Source organism: Streptomyces sp. V4I8 (assembly GCF_041261225.1).
Lineage (GTDB): Bacteria > Actinomycetota > Actinomycetes > Streptomycetales > Streptomycetaceae > Streptomyces.
In genome coordinates this window covers 9,547,503-9,564,308 of sequence record NZ_JBGCCN010000001.1, presented here as the reverse complement: position 1 = coordinate 9,564,308, position 16,806 = coordinate 9,547,503, and the positions used below count along the sequence as shown (strand labels likewise).

At 71.0% G+C, this 16,806-nt stretch carries 17 protein-coding genes; 13 read left to right on the top strand and 4 right to left on the bottom strand.

The window, feature by feature from the left end:
* Nucleotides 1-4: 4 nt before the first annotated feature.
* Complete coding sequence (locus ABIE67_RS43495; RefSeq protein ID WP_370267101.1) at nucleotides 5-1,348, bottom strand: S1 family peptidase; 1,344 nt, start codon at nucleotides 1,346-1,348, stop codon at nucleotides 5-7.
* Nucleotides 1,349-1,536: 188 nt separating this feature from the next.
* Between ABIE67_RS43495 and ABIE67_RS43490 the strand changes: the two genes are divergently transcribed.
* The 5 genes from ABIE67_RS43490 (at nucleotide 1,537) to ABIE67_RS43470 (ending at nucleotide 8,632) form a co-directional block, all read left to right on the top strand.
* Nucleotides 1,537-1,950, top strand: a complete 414-nt coding sequence (locus ABIE67_RS43490) for a PaaI family thioesterase (protein WP_370267100.1) — start codon at nucleotides 1,537-1,539, stop codon at nucleotides 1,948-1,950.
* A gap of 474 nt (nucleotides 1,951-2,424) precedes the next feature.
* Nucleotides 2,425-2,640, top strand: coding sequence for a hypothetical protein (locus ABIE67_RS43485; RefSeq protein ID WP_030052098.1), 216 nt, complete (start codon nucleotides 2,425-2,427; stop codon nucleotides 2,638-2,640).
* Nucleotides 2,641-2,785: 145 nt separating this feature from the next.
* The gene (locus tag ABIE67_RS43480; protein WP_370267099.1) at nucleotides 2,786-3,592 is read left to right on the top strand and encodes an HlyD family efflux transporter periplasmic adaptor subunit; all 807 of its coding nucleotides are present in this window, start codon (nucleotides 2,786-2,788) and stop codon (nucleotides 3,590-3,592) included.
* The gene (locus tag ABIE67_RS43475) at nucleotides 3,589-5,814 is read left to right on the top strand and encodes an NHLP family bacteriocin export ABC transporter peptidase/permease/ATPase subunit (RefSeq protein WP_370267098.1); all 2,226 of its coding nucleotides are present in this window, start codon (nucleotides 3,589-3,591) and stop codon (nucleotides 5,812-5,814) included. Before ABIE67_RS43480 ends, ABIE67_RS43475 begins: the two co-directional genes overlap by 4 nt.
* A 1-nt stretch (nucleotide 5,815) precedes the next feature.
* Nucleotides 5,816-8,632, top strand: coding sequence for an NHLP bacteriocin export ABC transporter permease/ATPase subunit (locus tag ABIE67_RS43470; protein WP_370267097.1), 2,817 nt, complete (start codon nucleotides 5,816-5,818; stop codon nucleotides 8,630-8,632).
* 17 nt (nucleotides 8,633-8,649) lie between these two features.
* On the opposite strand, the gene ABIE67_RS43465 is transcribed toward ABIE67_RS43470, so the two are convergent.
* Nucleotides 8,650-9,180 carry an SRPBCC family protein gene (locus tag ABIE67_RS43465; RefSeq protein ID WP_370267096.1) on the bottom strand — a complete coding sequence of 177 codons (531 nt, stop codon included), beginning with the start codon at nucleotides 9,178-9,180 and terminating at the stop codon, nucleotides 8,650-8,652.
* A 5-nt stretch (nucleotides 9,181-9,185) separates the two neighbouring features.
* The gene (locus ABIE67_RS43460) at nucleotides 9,186-9,527 is read right to left on the bottom strand and encodes an ArsR/SmtB family transcription factor (RefSeq protein ID WP_370267095.1); all 342 of its coding nucleotides are present in this window, start codon (nucleotides 9,525-9,527) and stop codon (nucleotides 9,186-9,188) included.
* A gap of 176 nt (nucleotides 9,528-9,703) precedes the next feature.
* Between ABIE67_RS43460 and ABIE67_RS43455 the strand changes: the two genes are divergently transcribed.
* The 7 genes from ABIE67_RS43455 to ABIE67_RS43425 all read left to right on the top strand — a co-directional run bounded on the left by ABIE67_RS43455 (nucleotide 9,704) and on the right by ABIE67_RS43425 (nucleotide 15,198).
* Nucleotides 9,704-11,209 (top strand): MFS transporter, encoded by a 1,506-nt coding sequence (locus tag ABIE67_RS43455; protein ID WP_370267094.1) that lies wholly within the window; start codon nucleotides 9,704-9,706, stop codon nucleotides 11,207-11,209.
* A 149-nt stretch (nucleotides 11,210-11,358) separates the two neighbouring features.
* Nucleotides 11,359-12,366, top strand: a complete 1,008-nt coding sequence (locus ABIE67_RS43450; protein ID WP_370267093.1) for a Ppx/GppA family phosphatase — start codon at nucleotides 11,359-11,361, stop codon at nucleotides 12,364-12,366.
* 73 nt (nucleotides 12,367-12,439) lie between these two features.
* Nucleotides 12,440-12,622: a hypothetical protein gene (locus ABIE67_RS43445; protein ID WP_370267092.1), complete on the top strand. Its 183-nt coding sequence runs from the start codon at nucleotides 12,440-12,442 to the stop codon at nucleotides 12,620-12,622.
* A 76-nt stretch (nucleotides 12,623-12,698) separates the two neighbouring features.
* Entirely contained in the window at nucleotides 12,699-13,748 is a 1,050-nt protein-coding gene (locus ABIE67_RS43440) for an iron-containing redox enzyme family protein (protein ID WP_370267091.1), read from the top strand.
* 17 nt (nucleotides 13,749-13,765) lie between these two features.
* The gene (locus ABIE67_RS43435; protein ID WP_370267090.1) at nucleotides 13,766-14,440 is read left to right on the top strand and encodes a HemK2/MTQ2 family protein methyltransferase; all 675 of its coding nucleotides are present in this window, start codon (nucleotides 13,766-13,768) and stop codon (nucleotides 14,438-14,440) included.
* Complete coding sequence (locus ABIE67_RS43430; protein WP_370267089.1) at nucleotides 14,421-14,639, top strand: CDGSH iron-sulfur domain-containing protein; 219 nt, start codon at nucleotides 14,421-14,423, stop codon at nucleotides 14,637-14,639. Before ABIE67_RS43435 ends, ABIE67_RS43430 begins: the two co-directional genes overlap by 20 nt.
* Before the next feature lie 145 nt (nucleotides 14,640-14,784).
* Nucleotides 14,785-15,198, top strand: coding sequence for an STAS domain-containing protein (locus tag ABIE67_RS43425; protein WP_370267088.1), 414 nt, complete (start codon nucleotides 14,785-14,787; stop codon nucleotides 15,196-15,198).
* A 147-nt stretch (nucleotides 15,199-15,345) separates the two neighbouring features.
* On the opposite strand, the gene ABIE67_RS43420 is transcribed toward ABIE67_RS43425, so the two are convergent.
* Entirely contained in the window at nucleotides 15,346-15,780 is a 435-nt protein-coding gene (locus tag ABIE67_RS43420) for a protease inhibitor (protein ID WP_370267087.1), read from the bottom strand.
* A 325-nt stretch (nucleotides 15,781-16,105) separates the two neighbouring features.
* Between ABIE67_RS43420 and ABIE67_RS43415 the strand changes: the two genes are divergently transcribed.
* Nucleotides 16,106-16,657, top strand: coding sequence for a hypothetical protein (locus tag ABIE67_RS43415; protein ID WP_370267085.1), 552 nt, complete (start codon nucleotides 16,106-16,108; stop codon nucleotides 16,655-16,657).
* Nucleotides 16,658-16,806: the final 149 nt, after the last annotated feature.

Sequence of the window (16,806 nt, the reverse complement as noted above, 5' to 3'; positions counted from 1 at the left end):
GGCGTCAGTTCCCGACGCCGTTGCCGACGATCTCACCGAGGCCGTTGCCCGTGCCGTCGGCGTTGCCGTTGCCGACCTCTTCACCGGCCCCGGCTTCCTCACCGGCCCCGGCTTCCTGACCGGCCCCGGCCTCTTCGCCTGCACCGGCCTCTTCGCCTGCGCCCGCTTCCTCACCGGCGCCCGCTTCCTCACCAGCCCCGGCCTCCTCACCGGCACCCGCGCCGCCCGCGGCGTCGCCGCCGAGGGTCGCGCCTACCGCCTCCAGGGCGGTGGTCACCGGCTGGAAGAAGGTCTCGCCGCCGACGGTGCAGTCACCGCTGCCGCCGGAGGTGAGGCCGATGGCCAGGCCGTCCTGGGTGAACAGGGAGCCGCCACTGTCGCCGGGCTCGGCGCAGACGTCGGTCTGGATGAGCCCGGTGACCGTGCCCTCGGGGTAGTTCACGGTGGCGTCCAGGCCGAGGACCTGACCGTCGCTCAGTCCGGTGGTGCTGCCCATCCGGAAGACCTGGAGGCCGACCTCGGCGTCCGCGGCCTGGCTGATCGCGAGGGTCTGGTCGCCGAGGTTGACCTCGCTCGGCGCCTCGGTCGCGGGGTCGTCGTACTTGACGAGGGCGAAGTCGCCGTCGCCGGGGAAGGTGGCCTGGTCGACGGTGGCGATCGGCTGACCGCCCTCGGCGTCCGACCACTGTTCGGCCGCGACCCCGCAGTGACCGGCCGTCAGGAAGGCCGGGGTGCCGTCGCCCGCGGTGACGTTGAAGCCCGCGGAGCAGCGTGAGCCGCCGGCGAAGATGGCATCGCCGCCGGAGAGGAAGGTCTTGAAGGTGCCGGCCGACTTCTTGATGGTCGCCATGCCGGAGCCGAGGCTCTGGACGGTCGACTCCAGCTGGTCCCAGTTGTCGCCGGTGACGGTGGAGTCGGCGGTGACGAGGATCTTGTTCGTTCTGGGGTCGACGGCCCACGCGGTGCCCGGGATGGTCGCCTCGGACTTCAGGGTCTGCGCGCCGGACGCGAGCTCGGTCAGGCTGTTCTCGACCTCCCGGACCTTCGCGCCCGCCTTCTTCGCCTGGACGATCACGTTGTTGTTGTCGCCGGGGATGACGTTGACCACGAGCTGCTGGCTCTCGGAGTCGTAGTAGGAACCGGCGAAGGCGTCGCCGAGCAGGCCCGCGAGCTGCGAGGCGAGATCCGACGCGTCCGCCGACTTCAGGGTCTTGGGGGCGGCGGCGTCGTCCGACGCGCCGTCCTGTGACGCGTTGGCGTTCGGCAGCAGGATCGCGGCCGCTCCGAGCGCCACCACGCTGCCCGCTGCTATCGCGGCCTTGCGCTTCGGAATTCGCTTGTGACTCAAACTTCTCGACCTCCTGGGGGACGGGGTCTGTGCCGCCGTTCGTCCGGCGGCTTTTCGGGGCGCCTGGTTGGCAGTTGGTACGCACGGGTCGCACGGGGCGTTCAATTCCGTTTTCGGGCGCCGCACTCGAAACACCGAATCGGCCAACGACCGCGCCTGGAGTTCCGGCGGCGGGAACAATCCCCCATATGACGATGACGACCGCCGAAGCCGACAAGATCCTCTCCGCCAACTTCGCCCCCTGGGTCCTCGCCCTGGGCCTGTCCATCGAGGCGGTGGAGGACCGGCGGGCGATGCTGCGAATGCCCTGGTCGGATCAGCTGGCCCGGGAGGGCGGTGCCCTGTCGGGGCAGGCGCTGATGGCGGCCGCCGACACCGCCACCGTGATCGCCGTGTCGGCGGCGCGCGGGGCGTACGGGCCGATGACGACGGTGCAGCAGTCGACGTCGTTCCAGCGCGCGGTGATCGGTTCGGATGTCCTGATCGAAGCGGTCGTCACCAAGCTGGGCCGCCGGATGGCGTTCGCCGACATCGTGATGACCGAGGAGGGATCGGGCGAGATCGCCGCCCGCGCGAGCACGGTGTACGCACTTCTGGTCTGACACGATCTGCTACCGATCAGTAACGGTCGGTTGAGAATCCCGAGCGGAATCCAGGCTCCAGGGAATCTGCACATTCAATACTCAACGAAGTCACCGTGCGCCGGGCTTCTGCACAAGCGAGCTCGACGGTCACCCCCTTGAGGCGGGAGTGTCGCATTCGCCACCGCATCGCCCGGAGGCCCGCCGAGCCGATGCAACAGCCCGTGCGAGCCGATGCTGTGACGCATGTGAAGAAGTCGCCGACAAGACGTGCCCACGTCTGCACGGATCGCTGCCGCCGGGACCAAAGTGCCCTGGTGAGCACGGAGTTTGATTGGAAGCCCGTACCCGCTGCGTGCTTTGATCCATCGCACCGCAGGGGCCGTCCACGGCTTCCGGAAACGGGCGCCGGGTGCCTGCGGTCGCGGCCGTCATCTGTCCCCAGAGGGGGCCGCTCCCCCTTGTGAAATACCCATTAGGAAGGGAAGTTCCATCATGAACTCCACCCCCCAGGTTGCGACCGTCGAGATCTCCGACGCCGAGCTCGACAACGTCTCCGGCGGCCTGCAGGTCAACGCCGTGAACGGTGCCCTCGACGCTGTCAACGGCATCGCCCCGGTTTCCGGCCTGGTCGACACGGTCGTCGGCACCGTGGAGGGTGTCACCGGCCTGAACACCGCCCCGGTCTCGGGTCTGGTCGCCGGTCTCTGATCGCGCCTTTTTGCACCGCTGAGTCCCGGAGCCGTTCCCCGGTTCCGGGGCTCTTCGGGTGCCGGAAAACAATCCGGCACCGCCCCGCATCACGGCCGGCCCACGCGCGCCGGTCTCCACTCATCCTCAGGTGAGGGAAAGTTCCGTGCAGTTCCGCCAACAGGCCCTCGCCAAGCTCCAGTCACCGGAGGAGCTCGACCTTCCGGTGCGCTTCGCCCGCCCCCAGGGCTGGCTGGTGCTCTCCGTGACGGTGGTCGTCATGGCCGCCGCGTCGGTGTGGGCGGTGACCGGTTCGGTCGCCTCCACGGTCGGCGCGCCCGCCGTCCTCACCCACGGCCAGGGCAGCTACATCCTGCAGAGCCCGGTCGCCGGCCAGGTCACCGCGGTCCTCGCCGAGCAGGGCCAGCGGCTCCCGGCGAACTCCCCCGTACTGAAGGTCCGTACGGCCAAGGGCGACACGGTCGTCCGCACGGTCGCCGCGGGCCGGGTCACCGCGCTCGCCGCCACCATCGGGCAGATCATCTCCACCGGCGCGAACGTCGCCGCCGTGGAGAAGGTCGCCCATGCCAAGGACGCGCTGTACGCGACGGTGTACGTGCCCGCCGAGAACGCGGCGTCCATCCCCGACAAGGCCCCCGTGGACCTGACCGTCTCCTCCGTGCCCACCCAGGAGTACGGCGTCCTGCGCGGCCATGTGAAGTCGGTGGACCGCTCCGCGCAGTCGGCGCAGCAGATCGCCGCGTTCCTCGGGGACACCCAGCTGGGCGAGCAGTTCACCAAGGACGGCAGGCCGGTCGCCGTGCTGGTCCGGCTGGACCGGGAGTCGAGCACGAAGAGCGGCTACAAGTGGTCGTCCACGGACGGGCCGCCGTTCTCCCTCACCTCGATGACCATGGCCGACGCCTCGATCCAGCTGGCCGACGAGCGTCCCGTCGATTGGCTGCTGCCGTGAGCACCGCACAGGAGACCCGCGGCAGCAGGCGCCGCGCCGCCCCGCCGAAGCGCCCGGTGCCCAAGGGCAGGTCGAAGACCGTCCGCACGCCCACCGTCCTCCAGATGGAGGCCGTGGAGTGCGGCGCCGCCTCCCTCGCGATGGTGCTGGGCCACTACGGCCGCCATGTCCCGCTGGAGGAGCTGCGCATCGCGTGCGGCGTCTCCCGCGACGGCTCGCGCGCCAGCAACCTGCTGAAGGCCGCCCGCAGCTACGGGCTGACGGCCAAGGGCATGCAGATGGACACGGCCGCCCTCGCCGAGGTGAAGACGCCGGCCGTCCTGTTCTGGGAGTTCAACCACTACGTCGTCTACGACGGCATGGGCCGCCGCTTCGGCCGCCGGGGCGTGTACATCAACGACCCTGCCAAGGGCCGCCGTTTCGTGCCCATGGAGGACTTCGACGGCAGCTTCACCGGCGTCGTCCTGGTGATGGAGCCCGGTGAGGGCTTCAGCAAGGGCGGCCGCAAACCGGGCGTGCTCGGCGCGATGCCGACGCGGCTGCGCGGCACCGCGGGCACGATGCCCGCCGCCGTGCTGGCGAGCCTGCTGCTGGTGGTGGTCGGCGCGGCGGTGCCCGCGCTGAGCCGCACCTACATCGACATGTTCCTCATCGGCGGCCAGACCTCCCTGCTGGGCGTGCTGTTCGCGTCCATGGGGACCTGTGTCGCGCTCACCCTCGTGCTGACCTGGCTGCAACAGGCGAACCTGCTGCGCGGCCGCATCATCTCCTCCACCCTCTCCAGCGCCCGCTTCCTGCGTCATCTGCTGCGGCTGCCGGTGACCTTCTTCTCCCAGCGCAGCCCGGCCGACCTGGTGCAGCGGCTCCAGTCGAACGACGCGGTGTCCGAGACGCTGGCCCGCGACCTCGCGGCGGCGGGCGTGGACGCGGTGGTCGTCGTCCTCTACGCGATCCTCCTCTATACATACGACCCCCAGCTCACCTTCGTCGGTATCGGCGTCGCCCTGCTGAACGTCGTCGCCATGCGGGTCGTCATCCGGTTGCGGGCCACGCGTACGGCGAAGCTGCGCGCGGACAGCGCGCGGCTCACCAACACCGCGTACACCGGTCTCCAGCTGATCGAGACGATGAAGGCGACCGGCGGCGAGGACGGCTACTTCCGCAAGTGGGCGGGACAGCACGCCACCACGCTGGAGGAGCAGCAGCGCCTCGGTGTGCCGAGCGCCTGGCTGGGCGTGGTCGCGCCGACGCTCGCCACGCTGAACAGCGCGCTCATCCTCTGGATCGGCGGCATGCGGGCGGTCGAGGGCGGCATATCCGTCGGTCTGCTGGTCGCGTTCCAGGCCCTGGTCACCCGCTTCACCGCGCCGATCACCCGCCTCAACGGCGTCGCGGGCCGCATCCAGGACTTCGCCGCCGACGTGGCCCGGCTGAAGGACGTGGAGAACTTCGAGGCGGACCCGCTCTACGGCCGCGCAGGCACCGGCGAGTCGACGCGCCGGCTGCACGGCCACGTCGAGCTGCAGAACATCACGTTCGGCTACAGCCCGCTCGACAAGCCCCTGCTGACGGGCTTCGACCTGACGGTGGGGCCCGGCCAGCAGGTGGCCCTGGTCGGCGGCTCCGGCAGCGGAAAGTCGACGGTCTCCCGGCTGATATCGGGCCTGTACGCCCCCTGGGAGGGCGTCATCCGCATCGACGACCAGCGCATCGAGGACATCCCGCGCGGCGCGCTCGCCGCCTCCGTCTCCTTCGTCGACCAGGAGGTGTTCCTCTTCGAGGGCACGATCCGCGACAACGTGGCGCTGTGGGACCCGTCCATCCCCGACGACGCGGTGGTGGACGCCCTGCGTGACGCGGCGCTGTACGACGTGGTCATGCGCCGCCCCGGCGGCATCCACAGCAAGGTGGAGCAGGACGGCCGCAACTTCTCCGGCGGGCAGCGCCAGCGCCTGGAGATCGCGCGGGCGCTGGTGCGCCGCCCCAGCATCCTGGTCCTCGACGAGGTGACCAGCGCGCTCGACGCCGAGACCGAACTGGTCGTGATGGACAACCTGCGCAAGCGCGGCTGTGCCTGTGTGGTGATCGCGCACCGGCTCAGCACCGTGCGCGACAGCGACGAGATCGTCGTGCTCCAGCACGGCACGATCGTCGAGCGCGGGCGGCACGAGGAGCTGGTGGCGCGCGGTGGCGCGTACGCGGCGCTGGTCAAGGAGCGGTGAGATGACCTCCGTCCACGAGGGTGACCTCGTTCTCAACGCGCTCGGGCAGATGGGCACGCGCATCGACTGCGCGGGATTCAACCGCCTGGACCTCGAAGGCCCGCAGGTGCTGTGGCTGGTCGCGTCCGGCGCCGTGGACCTGTTCGCCGTCGACGCCGGACAGCAGGGCCACTGGCACCACCTCGGCCGGCTGGAGGCGGGCTCGCTCCTGCTCGGCCCGGTCGCCGGACCGCAGCACACGCTGGTGGCCCGCCCGCTCAGGGACTGCGTGGTGCACCGTATAGGGCTGCGCGAGCTGTACCAGCCCGCGAACACCCAGACCTGGTCCTACGACGAGTACGGCAACCCGCAGTACGTCCCGCCGCAGACGAGCCCCCTGGAGTACGCCCTCGCCCTCGGCGTCGGCCGCAGCCTGACCATCCTCTTCCAGGCGCCGATGGCCACCGAGCGGGCCGCCGAGGTGACCGACGACGACGTCTTCTGGATGCAGGTCCCGCCGGGCAGCGTGCAGTACGGCTCGATGTACGGCGCGGAGGCGGCCGCCGACCTGCTGATGGACCCGGCGGTCTGGCAGTCCATGGTCGACCAGCAGTACCGCCTGCTGACCACGCTGGACCGCTGGATCGAGCAGTTGGAGCGCACCCACGAGACGCGCACGGCGGAGGGCATCAAGGCGGGCGAGGCGGTGCGTGCGCAGGCCGACCGGACGTTGCTGGCGTCCATCGGCAAGCGCGGCGACAAGCGCACGACGGCCGCCGACGCGGACGCCAGCTACGCGGCCTGCAAGCTGGTCGCCCAGGCGGCCGGGATCACGCTGGCCGAGCCCGCGCAGAGCGGCACCGAGAGCGACCGGCTCGACCCGGTCGAGCGCGTGGCCATCGCGTCCCGCGTGCGTACCCGGGCCGTACGGCTGGACGGACGGTGGTGGCGGGACAACACAGGACCGCTGGTGGGTCACCGGGCGCTGTCGGGCGCGCCGGTGGCGCTGCTGTGGCGGCGTGGCGGCTACGTCGCCGTGCATCCGGCGACCGGCCGTGAGACGCCGATCGAGAAGGCCAACGCGGAGGAGTTCGAGCCGCGTGCGGTGATGTTCTACCGGCCGCTGCCCGACCGTGTGCTGAGCCCGCTGAGGCTGCTGCGGTTCAGCATGCGGGGCACGGGCGGCGATCTGACGAACCTCCTGATCAGCGGGCTGGTCACCGTAGCCATCGGCGCGCTGGTGCCGATCGCGACCGGCAAGATACTCGGCGAGTTCGTGCCGAAGGCCCAGACCGGGCTGATCGTGCAGTTCTGTCTGGCCGTGATGATCAGCAGTGTCGTGGCGGCGGCGTTCATGCTGCTGCAGAACCTGACGATCCTGCGCCTGGAGGGCCGTATCGAGGCGACGCTCCAGCCGGCCCTGTGGGACCGGCTGCTGCGGCTGCCCACGAAGTTCTTCACCGAGCGCTCGACCGGCGAGCTGGCGAGCCAGGCCATGGGGATCAGCGCGATCCGCCGTCTGATGGCCGGCGTCGGCCCGGTCGTCGCGTCGTCGGTGACGGTGGGCGCGATGAACCTGGCGCTGCTGTTCTGGTACAGCGTGCCGATGGCACTGGCGGCGATCGGCATGCTCGTCGTCATCGCGGGTGCGTTCCTGGGGCTCGGGCTGTGGCAGGTGCGCTGGCAGCGGCGGCTGGTGGTGCTCGGCAACAAGCTGAACAACCAGGCGTTCCAGACCCTGCGCGGGCTGCCGAAGCTGCGGGTCGCGGCGGCCGAGAACTACGCGTACGCGGCCTGGGCGGAGCGGTTCGCGCGCAGCCGTGAGCTCCAGCAGCGGGTGGGGCGGATCAAGAACCTCACCACGGTGATGGGCGCGGTGTACCTGCCGGTGTGCACGCTGCTGATGTTCATGCTGCTGGCCGGTCCGGCGCGCGGGTCGATGTCGGCGGCCGCGTTCCTCACCTTCAACACCTCGGTGACGATGCTGCTGACCTCGGTCACCCAGCTGACCGGCTCGTTCGTGTCGGCGGTGGCCGCGCTGCCGCTGTTCGAGGAGATCAAGCCGGTGCTGGAGGCCACCCCGGAGGTGCGCACGGCGAGCACCCGGCCGGGCCCGCTCACCGGGTCGATCGAGGCGCGTCGGCTGTCCTTCCGGTACTCCGACGACGGCCCGCTCGTCCTCGACGACGTGTCCTTCGACGTCCGGCCGGGCGAGTTCGTGGCGGTCGTCGGCCCCAGCGGCTGCGGCAAGTCGACGCTGCTCAGGCTGCTGATCGGCTTCGACAAACCGGTCTCGGGCAGTGTGCTGTACGACGGTCAGGACCTGTCGGCGCTGGACCAGTCGGCCGTACGGCGGCAGTGCGGGGTGGTGCTCCAGCACGCCCAGCCGTTCACCGGTTCCATCCTGGATGTCATCTGCGGCACCGAGCCGTACACGCCGGAGGAGGCGATGGCGGCGGCCGAGATGGCGGGGCTCGCCGAGGACATCAAGCGGATGCCGATGGGGCTGCACACCATCGTCTCGGGCAGCGGCGCGATCTCCGGCGGCCAGCGGCAGCGGCTGATGATCGCCCAGGCGCTGATCCGCCGGCCGCGCATCCTCTTCTTCGACGAGGCGACCAGCGCCCTGGACAACGAGACGCAGCGCACGGTCATCGAGTCGACCAAGGCGCTCAACGCCACCCGCATCGTCATCGCGCACCGTCTGTCCACGGTGCTGGACGCCGACCGCGTGATCGTGATGGAGGACGGCAAGGTCGCCCAGCAGGGCCCGCCCGCGCAGCTGCTCGCGGACACGAACGGTCGGCTGCACGAGCTGGTGCGCCGCCAGATGGCCTGAACCGTCGGGCCGATCCGTCAGGCGTCCACGCCCGGGATCGGGGCGCCGGAGGGGAAACCGGCGGCGACATAGCCGTCGTAGAGCCCCTTCCATGGCGCCCCGGCCCCGGCGTGCGGCCCTTCGAAGCGCTCCCCGCGCGCGTGGGCGTCGAGGGCGGTCAGGCACACCTCCCAGCCGGCGCCGTTGCGGGCGGCGGTGTCCTCGGCGACGAGGACGTTGGTGAGGGTGAATCGGGTGCGTCCCTCGTCCAGGGCCTCCAGGTCGAAGTGCAGTTCGTCGCCGCCCCACTCGAAGGAGAGGTGGCGGGGCTCGTCGACGGCGATGACGCGGCCCGTGGAGTCCGCCATGTTCGGGTCGCCGCCGAACCTGATCGTTCCGCCGGGGCGCAGCTCCATCTCGGCGCGGGACGGGAACCAGTGCGCCAGTTCGTCGACATCGGTCACGAACCGCCAGACCCGCTCGACGGGGTGGTCGTAGGTACGGCTGAAGCGGACGGCCGGGCGGCCGTCGTCCAGGGTCAGATAGGTGCCGGTGAGGTCGGCGGTCATGGCGATCAGTCCTTCGTGACGGGTTCCTCGGGATCGTCCGACGCCTCGTCGAGCCGGCGGCCCAGCCTGTCCAGGCTCGTGTTCCAGAGCCTGCGGTACGGGGCCAGCCAGGCGTCGAGTTCGGCGATGGGCGCGGGCTCCAGGGCGTAGACGCGGCGCTGCGCGTCCTGCCGGACCCGCACCAGGCCCGCCTCCCTCAGCACCTTGAGGTGCTTGGAGGTGCTCGGCTGACTCAGCCCGCATGCCTCCACGATCTCCCCGACGGGCCGGGGCCGCTCCAGGAGCAGCGCGACGATGGCCCGTCGGTGCGGATCGGCGAGGGCGGTCCAGAGTGCGGCGTCGGCCATGAGGTCAATATGCCTCGTTGGTTATATTCCTGTCAAGGAATACGAGCCGGATCCGTTTCGAAACGTTGCCGTTTCGCTCGCGAGGGTCTACTCTCCTGGAGGTGAACGAAACAGTTTCGTTTACTTGCGCATTACCTTTCCCACCTTCGCCCGACTTTCCCTGGAGTTGAATCCCGATGCCCCAGAAGACCCTGACGGACAGCGCCCGTGAGGGCGCCGTCGAGGCGCCGTCGGCGGCGGCCTCGGCGAAGCGGTGGTGGATCCTCGCGATCATCGCCGTGGCACAGCTGATGGTGGTGCTGGACGCCACGATCGTGAACATCGCCCTGCCCTCGGCCCAGGCCGACCTCGGCTTCTCCGACGGCAACCGGCAGTGGATCGTCACCGCCTACGCGCTGGCGTTCGCCTCCCTGCTGCTGCTCGGCGGCCGGATAGCGGACCTCTTCGGGCGCAAGCCCGCCTTCCTGATCGGCGTCGTCGGCTTCGCGGGCGCGTCCGTGCTGGGCGGCGCCTCGACCAGCTTCGAGATGCTGGTCATCGCGCGAGCCCTGCAGGGTGCCTTCGGCGCGCTGCTCGCACCCGCCGCGCTGTCGCTGCTCAACACGACGTTCACCGACGCCCGTGAGCGTGCCAGGGCGTTCAGCGTCTACGGCGCCATCGCCGGTGCCGGTGGCGCGGTGGGCCTGCTGCTCGGCGGACTGCTGACCGACGCCCTCGACTGGCGCTGGACGCTGTACGTCAACGTGCCCATCGCGGTGCTCGCCTTCGTGGGCGGCTGGCTGCTGCTGAGCAACCACCGGGACGCCGTGAACTCCAAGCTGGACGTGCCGGGCACGATTCTCGTCGCCACCGGACTGTTCGCCGTGGTCTACGGCTTCTCCAACGCCGAGACGCACGACTGGGGTTCGCCCGAGACCTGGGGCTTCCTGCTGGCCGGCGGCGTACTGCTGGCGGCGTTCGCCTGGTGGCAGACCCGGGCCGCGCACCCGCTGCTGCCGCTGCGGATCCTGCTCGACCGGGACCGCGCCGCCTCCTTCCTGACCGTGCTGATCACCGGCGCCGGAATGTTCGGCGTGTTCCTCTTCCTGACCTACTACCTCCAGGTCAACCTGGGCTTCAGCCCGACGAAGACGGGAGTCGCGTTCCTGCCGATGGTCGCGGCGCTGATGGTGATGGCGCAGATCGGCACCACGGTCCTGGTGCCACGGCTCGGCCCCAAGGTCGTACTGCCGCTGGGCTTCGCGATCGCCACCGCCGGCATGGCCTGGCTGACCGGAATCGGCATCGGCTCGGACTACACGACCGCGGTGCTGCCGCAGCTGATCATCGTCGGCGTGGGCCTGGGCATGGTCATGCCGCCGGCCATGCAGCTGGCCACGAGCGGAGTGGCGGCCGAGGACGCCGGTGTCGCCTCCGCGACGGTCAACGCCATGCAGCAGGTGGGCGGTTCGATCGGTACGGCGCTGCTCAACACGCTCGCCGCGAGCGCGGCCACGGACTACCTCGCCGGCCGGGACGCCACCAGCAAGCTGGTGCGGGCCCAGGCGACGATCGAGAGCTACACCACCGCCTTCTGGTGGTCGGCGGGCTTCTTCGCCGCGGGTGCCCTGATCGCCTTCGCGCTCTTCCGTCGCGGGGTGCCGCAGCAGGACGCGTCCGCCGCGCCGGTCGTCCACATGTGACCGTCCTGACCCCCGGGTCCGAGGGGCCGCCGTCCACAGGGAGACGGCGGCCCCTCTTGCGCGGATCCGGATACGGCGCTCGCGTCGTGACGGCGGCGCACAGGGGCTGATTCCGTTGCTCCGACCGGGAAACGGGTACTTGCGGGCGTATGCGAATCAGCGTGGTGGATGTGGGGTCGAACACGGTCCGGTTGGTCGTGGCCGATGCGGAGGACGGGGTGCCGCTGCCGGTGCATACCGCCAAGTGGCGGCTGAGGCTGTCGGAACAGGTCAGACCCGGGGAAGCCGTCCCCGAGGAGGCCATCGAGCGGCTGGTCCACGCGGTGGCGGCGGCCGACCGGACCGCGCTGCGGTGGGGCGCGACCGCTCCCCTGGCCTTCGCGACCGCCGTGGTGCGCGCCGCCCCGAACCGCCGGGACGTGCTGCGCGCCGTGCGGACGCGGACGGGGGTGAGCCTGTGCACGCTGCCGGGCGAGGTGGAGGCCGAGCTGACGTTTCTCGGGGCGCGCCGGTGGATGGGCTGGCGGTCGGGGCCGCTCGCGCTGCTCGACATCGGCGGCGGCTCGCTCGAAGTGGCCTTCGGGCGCGGCCGGTTGCCCGACTTCGTGGCGTCGCTGCCGCTCGGCGCGGCACGGCTGACCCATGAGTTCTTCGACGACGAGGACCCGCCGACGACGGCACGGGTACGCGCCCTGCGCCGCAAGGTCCGCCACCAACTGCGGGACGTCGCGGCCCGGATCCGCTGGGAGGGACCGCGCACGGCGGCCGCCACCTCGCGTACGTTCCAGCAGCTGGGCCGGTTGTGCGGGGCGCCGGCCGGGCGTCACGGGCCGTTCATGGAGCGGCGGTTGGCGCGCTGCGACCTGCGCGAGGCCGTCGGTCGCCTCTCCGAGCTGACCGCCGCCGAACGCGCCCTGCTCCCCGGTATCTCCGCGCCGCGCGCCGCACAGAGCCTGGCCGGCGCGGTCGTGGCGCACACCGCGATGAAGCTGACCGGCCTGGAGGGGGTCACGATCTGCCCGTGGGCGATCCGCGAAGGGATCATGCTGCGGCACATCGAGGACGGCGCCGCCTGGTGGGCGGAGGTGTCCCGCCTCGAGGAGGAGGTCGTCGCGCCCGAGCCGGTGCCGCTGAAGCTCGCGCCCGCGACCAGCTGATCGCCTCCGCGCGCCGGTGGCGAGCTCGCCACCGGCGCGCTCCCGACCTGATGGACGACGGAAGGAGAGACCCGTGCCCGACGACAGGAAGCAGCCGAAGAACAAGCCCGACACGGCGCTCGAGGAGGCGTTGCAAGAGATGTCGGACGCAGCCCACCGCACCCGGGACTCCGCCGAGCGAGACCGCCACAGGGGCGAGGCCGGCGAGGCCATCACCCCGAACACGCGGGCCCAGGAGGAATCCGAGGGCGAGTGACGGGGGCCCGGCCGGTCCGGTGCGGGCGCTCCGGATGCGCGCGGGTGCGCCGGCGCCCCACGGGTACTCGGCGGCCATGGCACACGACGTCCGAAGGGCACACGACGGCGCAGGGCCCCGGCTGCCGAACGCGCGGGGGCCCGTCTCCGCAGCCGTGGAGGAGTATCTGCGCGGGACGGGTTCACCACCCCGGAGCCAGGACATCGCGAGCGCGTCCGTCTACGGCGACGATCTCCAGCTGGCCCTCTACCTCTGCTACGAACTGCACTACCGCGGATTCGCGGGAGTGCCCGAGGCCCTGGAGTGGGACCCGGACCTGCTGCGCGTCCGCGCGGCGCTCGAGCACCGTTTCCTGACCGCCCTGCGCGCGGACGTGCCCGCCCACGACAGCGTCGAGGACGCGCTGGCCGACCTCCTCGTCGAACCCGTCGACGGCACCGGCGTCAGTCGCTATCTGGCCGCCGAGGGCGAGTTGTGGCAGGTGCGCGAGTACGCGGCCCAGCGCTCCCTGTACCACCTGAAGGAGGCGGACCCGCATGCCTGGGTGCTGCCCCGGCTGTGGGGCAGGGCCAAGTCCGGCATGGCGGCCGTGGAGTTCGACGAGTACGGCGGCGGCCGCCCCGACCGCGTCCACGCGCGTCTCTTCGCCGACCTGATGACGGACCTCGGGCTGGACACGACGTACGGTCACTATCTCGACGAGGGGACCGCTCAGGCCCTGGCCACGGTCAACCTGATGTCCCTGCTCGGCCTGCACCGGGCGCTGCGAGGCGCGCTGGTCGGCCATTTCGCGGCGGTCGAGATCACCTCGTCGCCGGCCTCACGGCGGCTGGCCGAGGCGATGCGCCGCACGGGTGCCGGGCCCGCCGCCGAGCACTTCTACGACGAGCATGTCGAGGCGGACGCGGTGCACGAGCAGGTCGTACGCCACGACGTCATCGGCGGGCTGCTCGCCGAGGAGCCTCACCTCGCCCCCGACGTGGCCTTCGGTATCGAGGTCACCGGTTGGCTGGAGGACCGCTTCGCCGACCGGCTGCTCGGCGCCTGGCGCGCGGGACGGACGTCGCTGCACACCGACGTTCAGCGCGGGGCGCTGACCGGCGTTGAACATCGTCACGGTCCGTAATTCCCCTTATTTCCTGAATGCCGGGGTACCCGGGGCCGGTGAAAACACTGGTGCCACCGGGCGTGTACGCCCCTCAGGAAGACACCGACCTGCTGGTCGGAGCCCTGCGTGACGAGCCCCTGCCGCACGGCGCGGACGTCCTCGACGTGGGGACCGGTTCGGGCGCGCTCGCGATCGAGGCCGCGCGACGCGGCACGCGGGTGACGGCCGTCGACGTGTCATGGCGGGCGGTGTGCACGGCACGGCTGAACGCCCGGCTGGCCCGGCTCCCCGTCCGCATCCGGCACGGCAACCTCTTCACCCCGGTGCATGGGCAGTCCTTCGACCTCATCCTCGCCAATCCGCCGTATGTGCCCTCACCCGACACGGACCAGGTGCCGCGCGGCGCGGCCCGGTCCTGGGACGCGGGCCGGGACGGACGGCTCGTCCTCGACCGGATCTGCCGAGAGGCTCCCGCCCTGCTGCGCCCCGGCGGTGTCCTCCTGGTCGTGCACTCGGCGCTCAGCTGCCCGGACCGGACGCTGGCGCATCTGCGCGGCTCGGGGTTGAAGGCATCCGTGACACGGCGTCGCGTGATCCCGTTCGGACCCGTGCTGCGGTCGCGGGAGGGTTGGCTGCGGGAGCGCAGTCTGGTGGCGGCCCGGGATCAGAAGGAAGAGCTGGTGGTCGTTCGTGCCGAACTCCCCGTCTGACGAACCGCGCCGGATCAAGGTCCAGCGCCAGGGTCCTCTCCTGGTGGAGGGACCGGTCGAGGTGGAGCTGGAGGACGGCACGATCGTCGCCTCCGACCGCTTCCGCGTCGCCCTGTGCACCTGCCGTCGCAGCCGCCGCTATCCCTGGTGCGACACCAGTCATCGCGACCGGACCAGGGACCGCACCAAGGACCAGTGAGGCGGCCGGCCAGGCAGTCAACTGTTACCGGCGGAATTCACCAGGTCGAGTGAACCGGATCTTGTGCGTGGCGCCGCAGGGATGCTCACGCCCGCCCCCGGGTATCAACCCTGATCAATGCGCCCCCTGCCGAGGTGGAGCGGACATGACGCCGGACGCCGACGACCGCGCCCCCCATCCGACCGAGGACATGGCCGCGGACTCTCCCCGGTCCGTGCCGCCCCAGGCGAACACCCATGCCCGCACCCGGAGATGCGGGCCGTTCACGGTGGTCGAGGTCATGGGCGAGGTCGATCTGGCGACGGCGGCGCTGGTCGCCGAGCATCTGGACGCGGCGACCGGGCGGCCCGGCTCGGATGTGCTGGTCGATCTGCGGGGAGTCGACTTCTTCGACTGCTCGGGGTTGCGCGTCCTGTGCCGGGCGGAGACACGCGCCCGCGACCGCGGCGGGCGCCTGCGGGTCGTGTCCGACGCTCCGCGGATCAGACGGCTGCTGCGCGGGGCGGGCCTGCTGGGTCGCTTCCCGCCCTTGCCCGAGATCCCCGGGGAAGAGGGATGATCCCGAAGCGATCCGAGGTGTCGGCCAGGCGGCCCCACTCCGCCTGGCCGACCCCCGGTGCGAGATCGCAGGAGGCCCCTCGGCACGGCTCGTACTCCCCATCCGCGAGCCTCTGCCGAACTGCACGGGGACCGCGCGATCCCGGTCCTAGAACGCGAAGAGGCTCGTCCCGTAGGTGCCCTTCACGCATTCGTTGCCGAAGGTGCGCTCATAGGAGACGCGCCTGCCCTGCCAGACCCCCTCGACCGTGACGACCACGGGGTCGTACTGCTTGGTGCACAGCACGCCGTCTCTACTCCTCAGGGCGTCGAAGTTCCCGCCCACACTGCGCAGTTCGACGCACGCGGAGGCGGCGTCGGGATGGGTCCCGGAGGGCGTCGGGGCGCAGCTCAGGGTGACGGCACGCACCGGGGTGGCGAGGGTGGCGTTGTCGCCGTGGGCCAGGGTGAGCACCAGCGCCGAGGGGGCGTAGAGCGAGGCGGGGGCGGCGTCCGGGGCGGCGAGGGCGGATCCGGTCAGGGGTCCGCAGACGGCGGTGGCCGTGAGAGAGAGGGTCGCTGCCCAGCGCGCGGTGTTCCGCATTGTGTGCATCCTTCCGCTTGATTCGGGGGTGTGCCGGCTCCGGCGCGATCGGTGCCGGAGCGACGAGCGGGAGTCTGCCGAGTCCGCCGCCGAAACTCACATCGACACCACCTGTTTCGGGTAACCTTGCGTATTGAATCAGTGGCGCGAAGTAACGGAGTTCGAACGTTCCAACGCCGGAAGTTGGCGGTTCTTGATCGTTCCAAGACGCCGAGTGGCCTGATCTCGCACGCTCATTAATAGGCCTGAAACATTCCGGTTGAGCCCTCGGCTGACACGCCCGGAACCCCTTGTGTTCATGGACGAGCCCAGTAATCGTCATTACATGATTACCAGCGACCAACGAGAGAAGCTGCACGGCTGGTTCGCCGGCCGTCTGCCCGACGACCTCTTCGAGGAGCTGACCGAGGTGACGGTCGACCGTGAGGAGATCACCGTGATCGGCCGCATCCCCGCACCTCACCTGGCCGAGGGCGTCTCGGCCGTCGAGCGGGAAGCGGCCGTGGAGGGCCGGATCCAGGAGTTCCGGGAGCGCACCCGGGACACCCGGATCGCCGTGGCCCGTGACGCCGAACACCGGTTCCGCCGCAAGGTCTCCTGGGGCGTGGAGTGCGGCGCCGAGCGCGCCCTGTTCACGCATGTGGCAGCCCCTGTGATGACGCGGCTGCGCCAGCCGGAGCGTCAGGTCCTCGACACCCTGATCGCCGGCGGGGTCGCCCGCAGCCGCAGTGAGGCCCTCGCCTGGTGCGTACGTCTGGTGCAGCGGCACACCGACGACTGGCTCACCGAGCTGCGCGAGTCCCTGGAGAACGTGCACCGGGTACGGGCGCAGGGGCCGGACGCGGAGCCGGAGGAGGCACCCAAGGACACCGAGTGATGGAGGTTTCGTCCACTCACGGCACCGAAGATGGATGAACCGTCCTCTGGTGCGGATCTTGTGCGACGCCGTAGCGTCTGCTGATCCCCGTCAGGACGGCATCCACGCTGCCCGCACACCCCAGCGGCAGCCACCGGCCGTCGGCCCCG

Excerpts from the sequence above, each read along its gene's own strand:
- ABIE67_RS43490 (WP_370267100.1), top strand. The coding sequence starts at position 1,537 with ATGACGATGACGACCGCCGAAGCCGACAAGATCCTCTCCGCCAACTTC.
- ABIE67_RS43485 (WP_030052098.1), top strand. The coding sequence starts at position 2,425 with ATGAACTCCACCCCCCAGGTTGCGACCGTCGAGATCTCCGACGCCGAG.
- ABIE67_RS43470 (WP_370267097.1), top strand. The coding sequence starts at position 5,816 with ATGACCTCCGTCCACGAGGGTGACCTCGTTCTCAACGCGCTCGGGCAG.
- ABIE67_RS43465 (WP_370267096.1), bottom strand. The coding sequence starts at position 9,180 with ATGACCGCCGACCTCACCGGCACCTATCTGACCCTGGACGACGGCCGC.
- ABIE67_RS43460 (WP_370267095.1), bottom strand. The coding sequence starts at position 9,527 with ATGGCCGACGCCGCACTCTGGACCGCCCTCGCCGATCCGCACCGACGG.
- ABIE67_RS43455 (WP_370267094.1), top strand. The coding sequence starts at position 9,704 with ATGCCCCAGAAGACCCTGACGGACAGCGCCCGTGAGGGCGCCGTCGAG.
- ABIE67_RS43450 (WP_370267093.1), top strand. The coding sequence starts at position 11,359 with ATGCGAATCAGCGTGGTGGATGTGGGGTCGAACACGGTCCGGTTGGTC.
- ABIE67_RS43440 (WP_370267091.1), top strand. The coding sequence starts at position 12,699 with ATGGCACACGACGTCCGAAGGGCACACGACGGCGCAGGGCCCCGGCTG.
- ABIE67_RS43435 (WP_370267090.1), top strand. The coding sequence starts at position 13,766 with ATGCCGGGGTACCCGGGGCCGGTGAAAACACTGGTGCCACCGGGCGTG.
- ABIE67_RS43425 (WP_370267088.1), top strand. The coding sequence starts at position 14,785 with ATGACGCCGGACGCCGACGACCGCGCCCCCCATCCGACCGAGGACATG.
- ABIE67_RS43420 (WP_370267087.1), bottom strand. The coding sequence starts at position 15,780 with ATGCGGAACACCGCGCGCTGGGCAGCGACCCTCTCTCTCACGGCCACC.
- ABIE67_RS43415 (WP_370267085.1), top strand. The coding sequence starts at position 16,106 with ATGATTACCAGCGACCAACGAGAGAAGCTGCACGGCTGGTTCGCCGGC.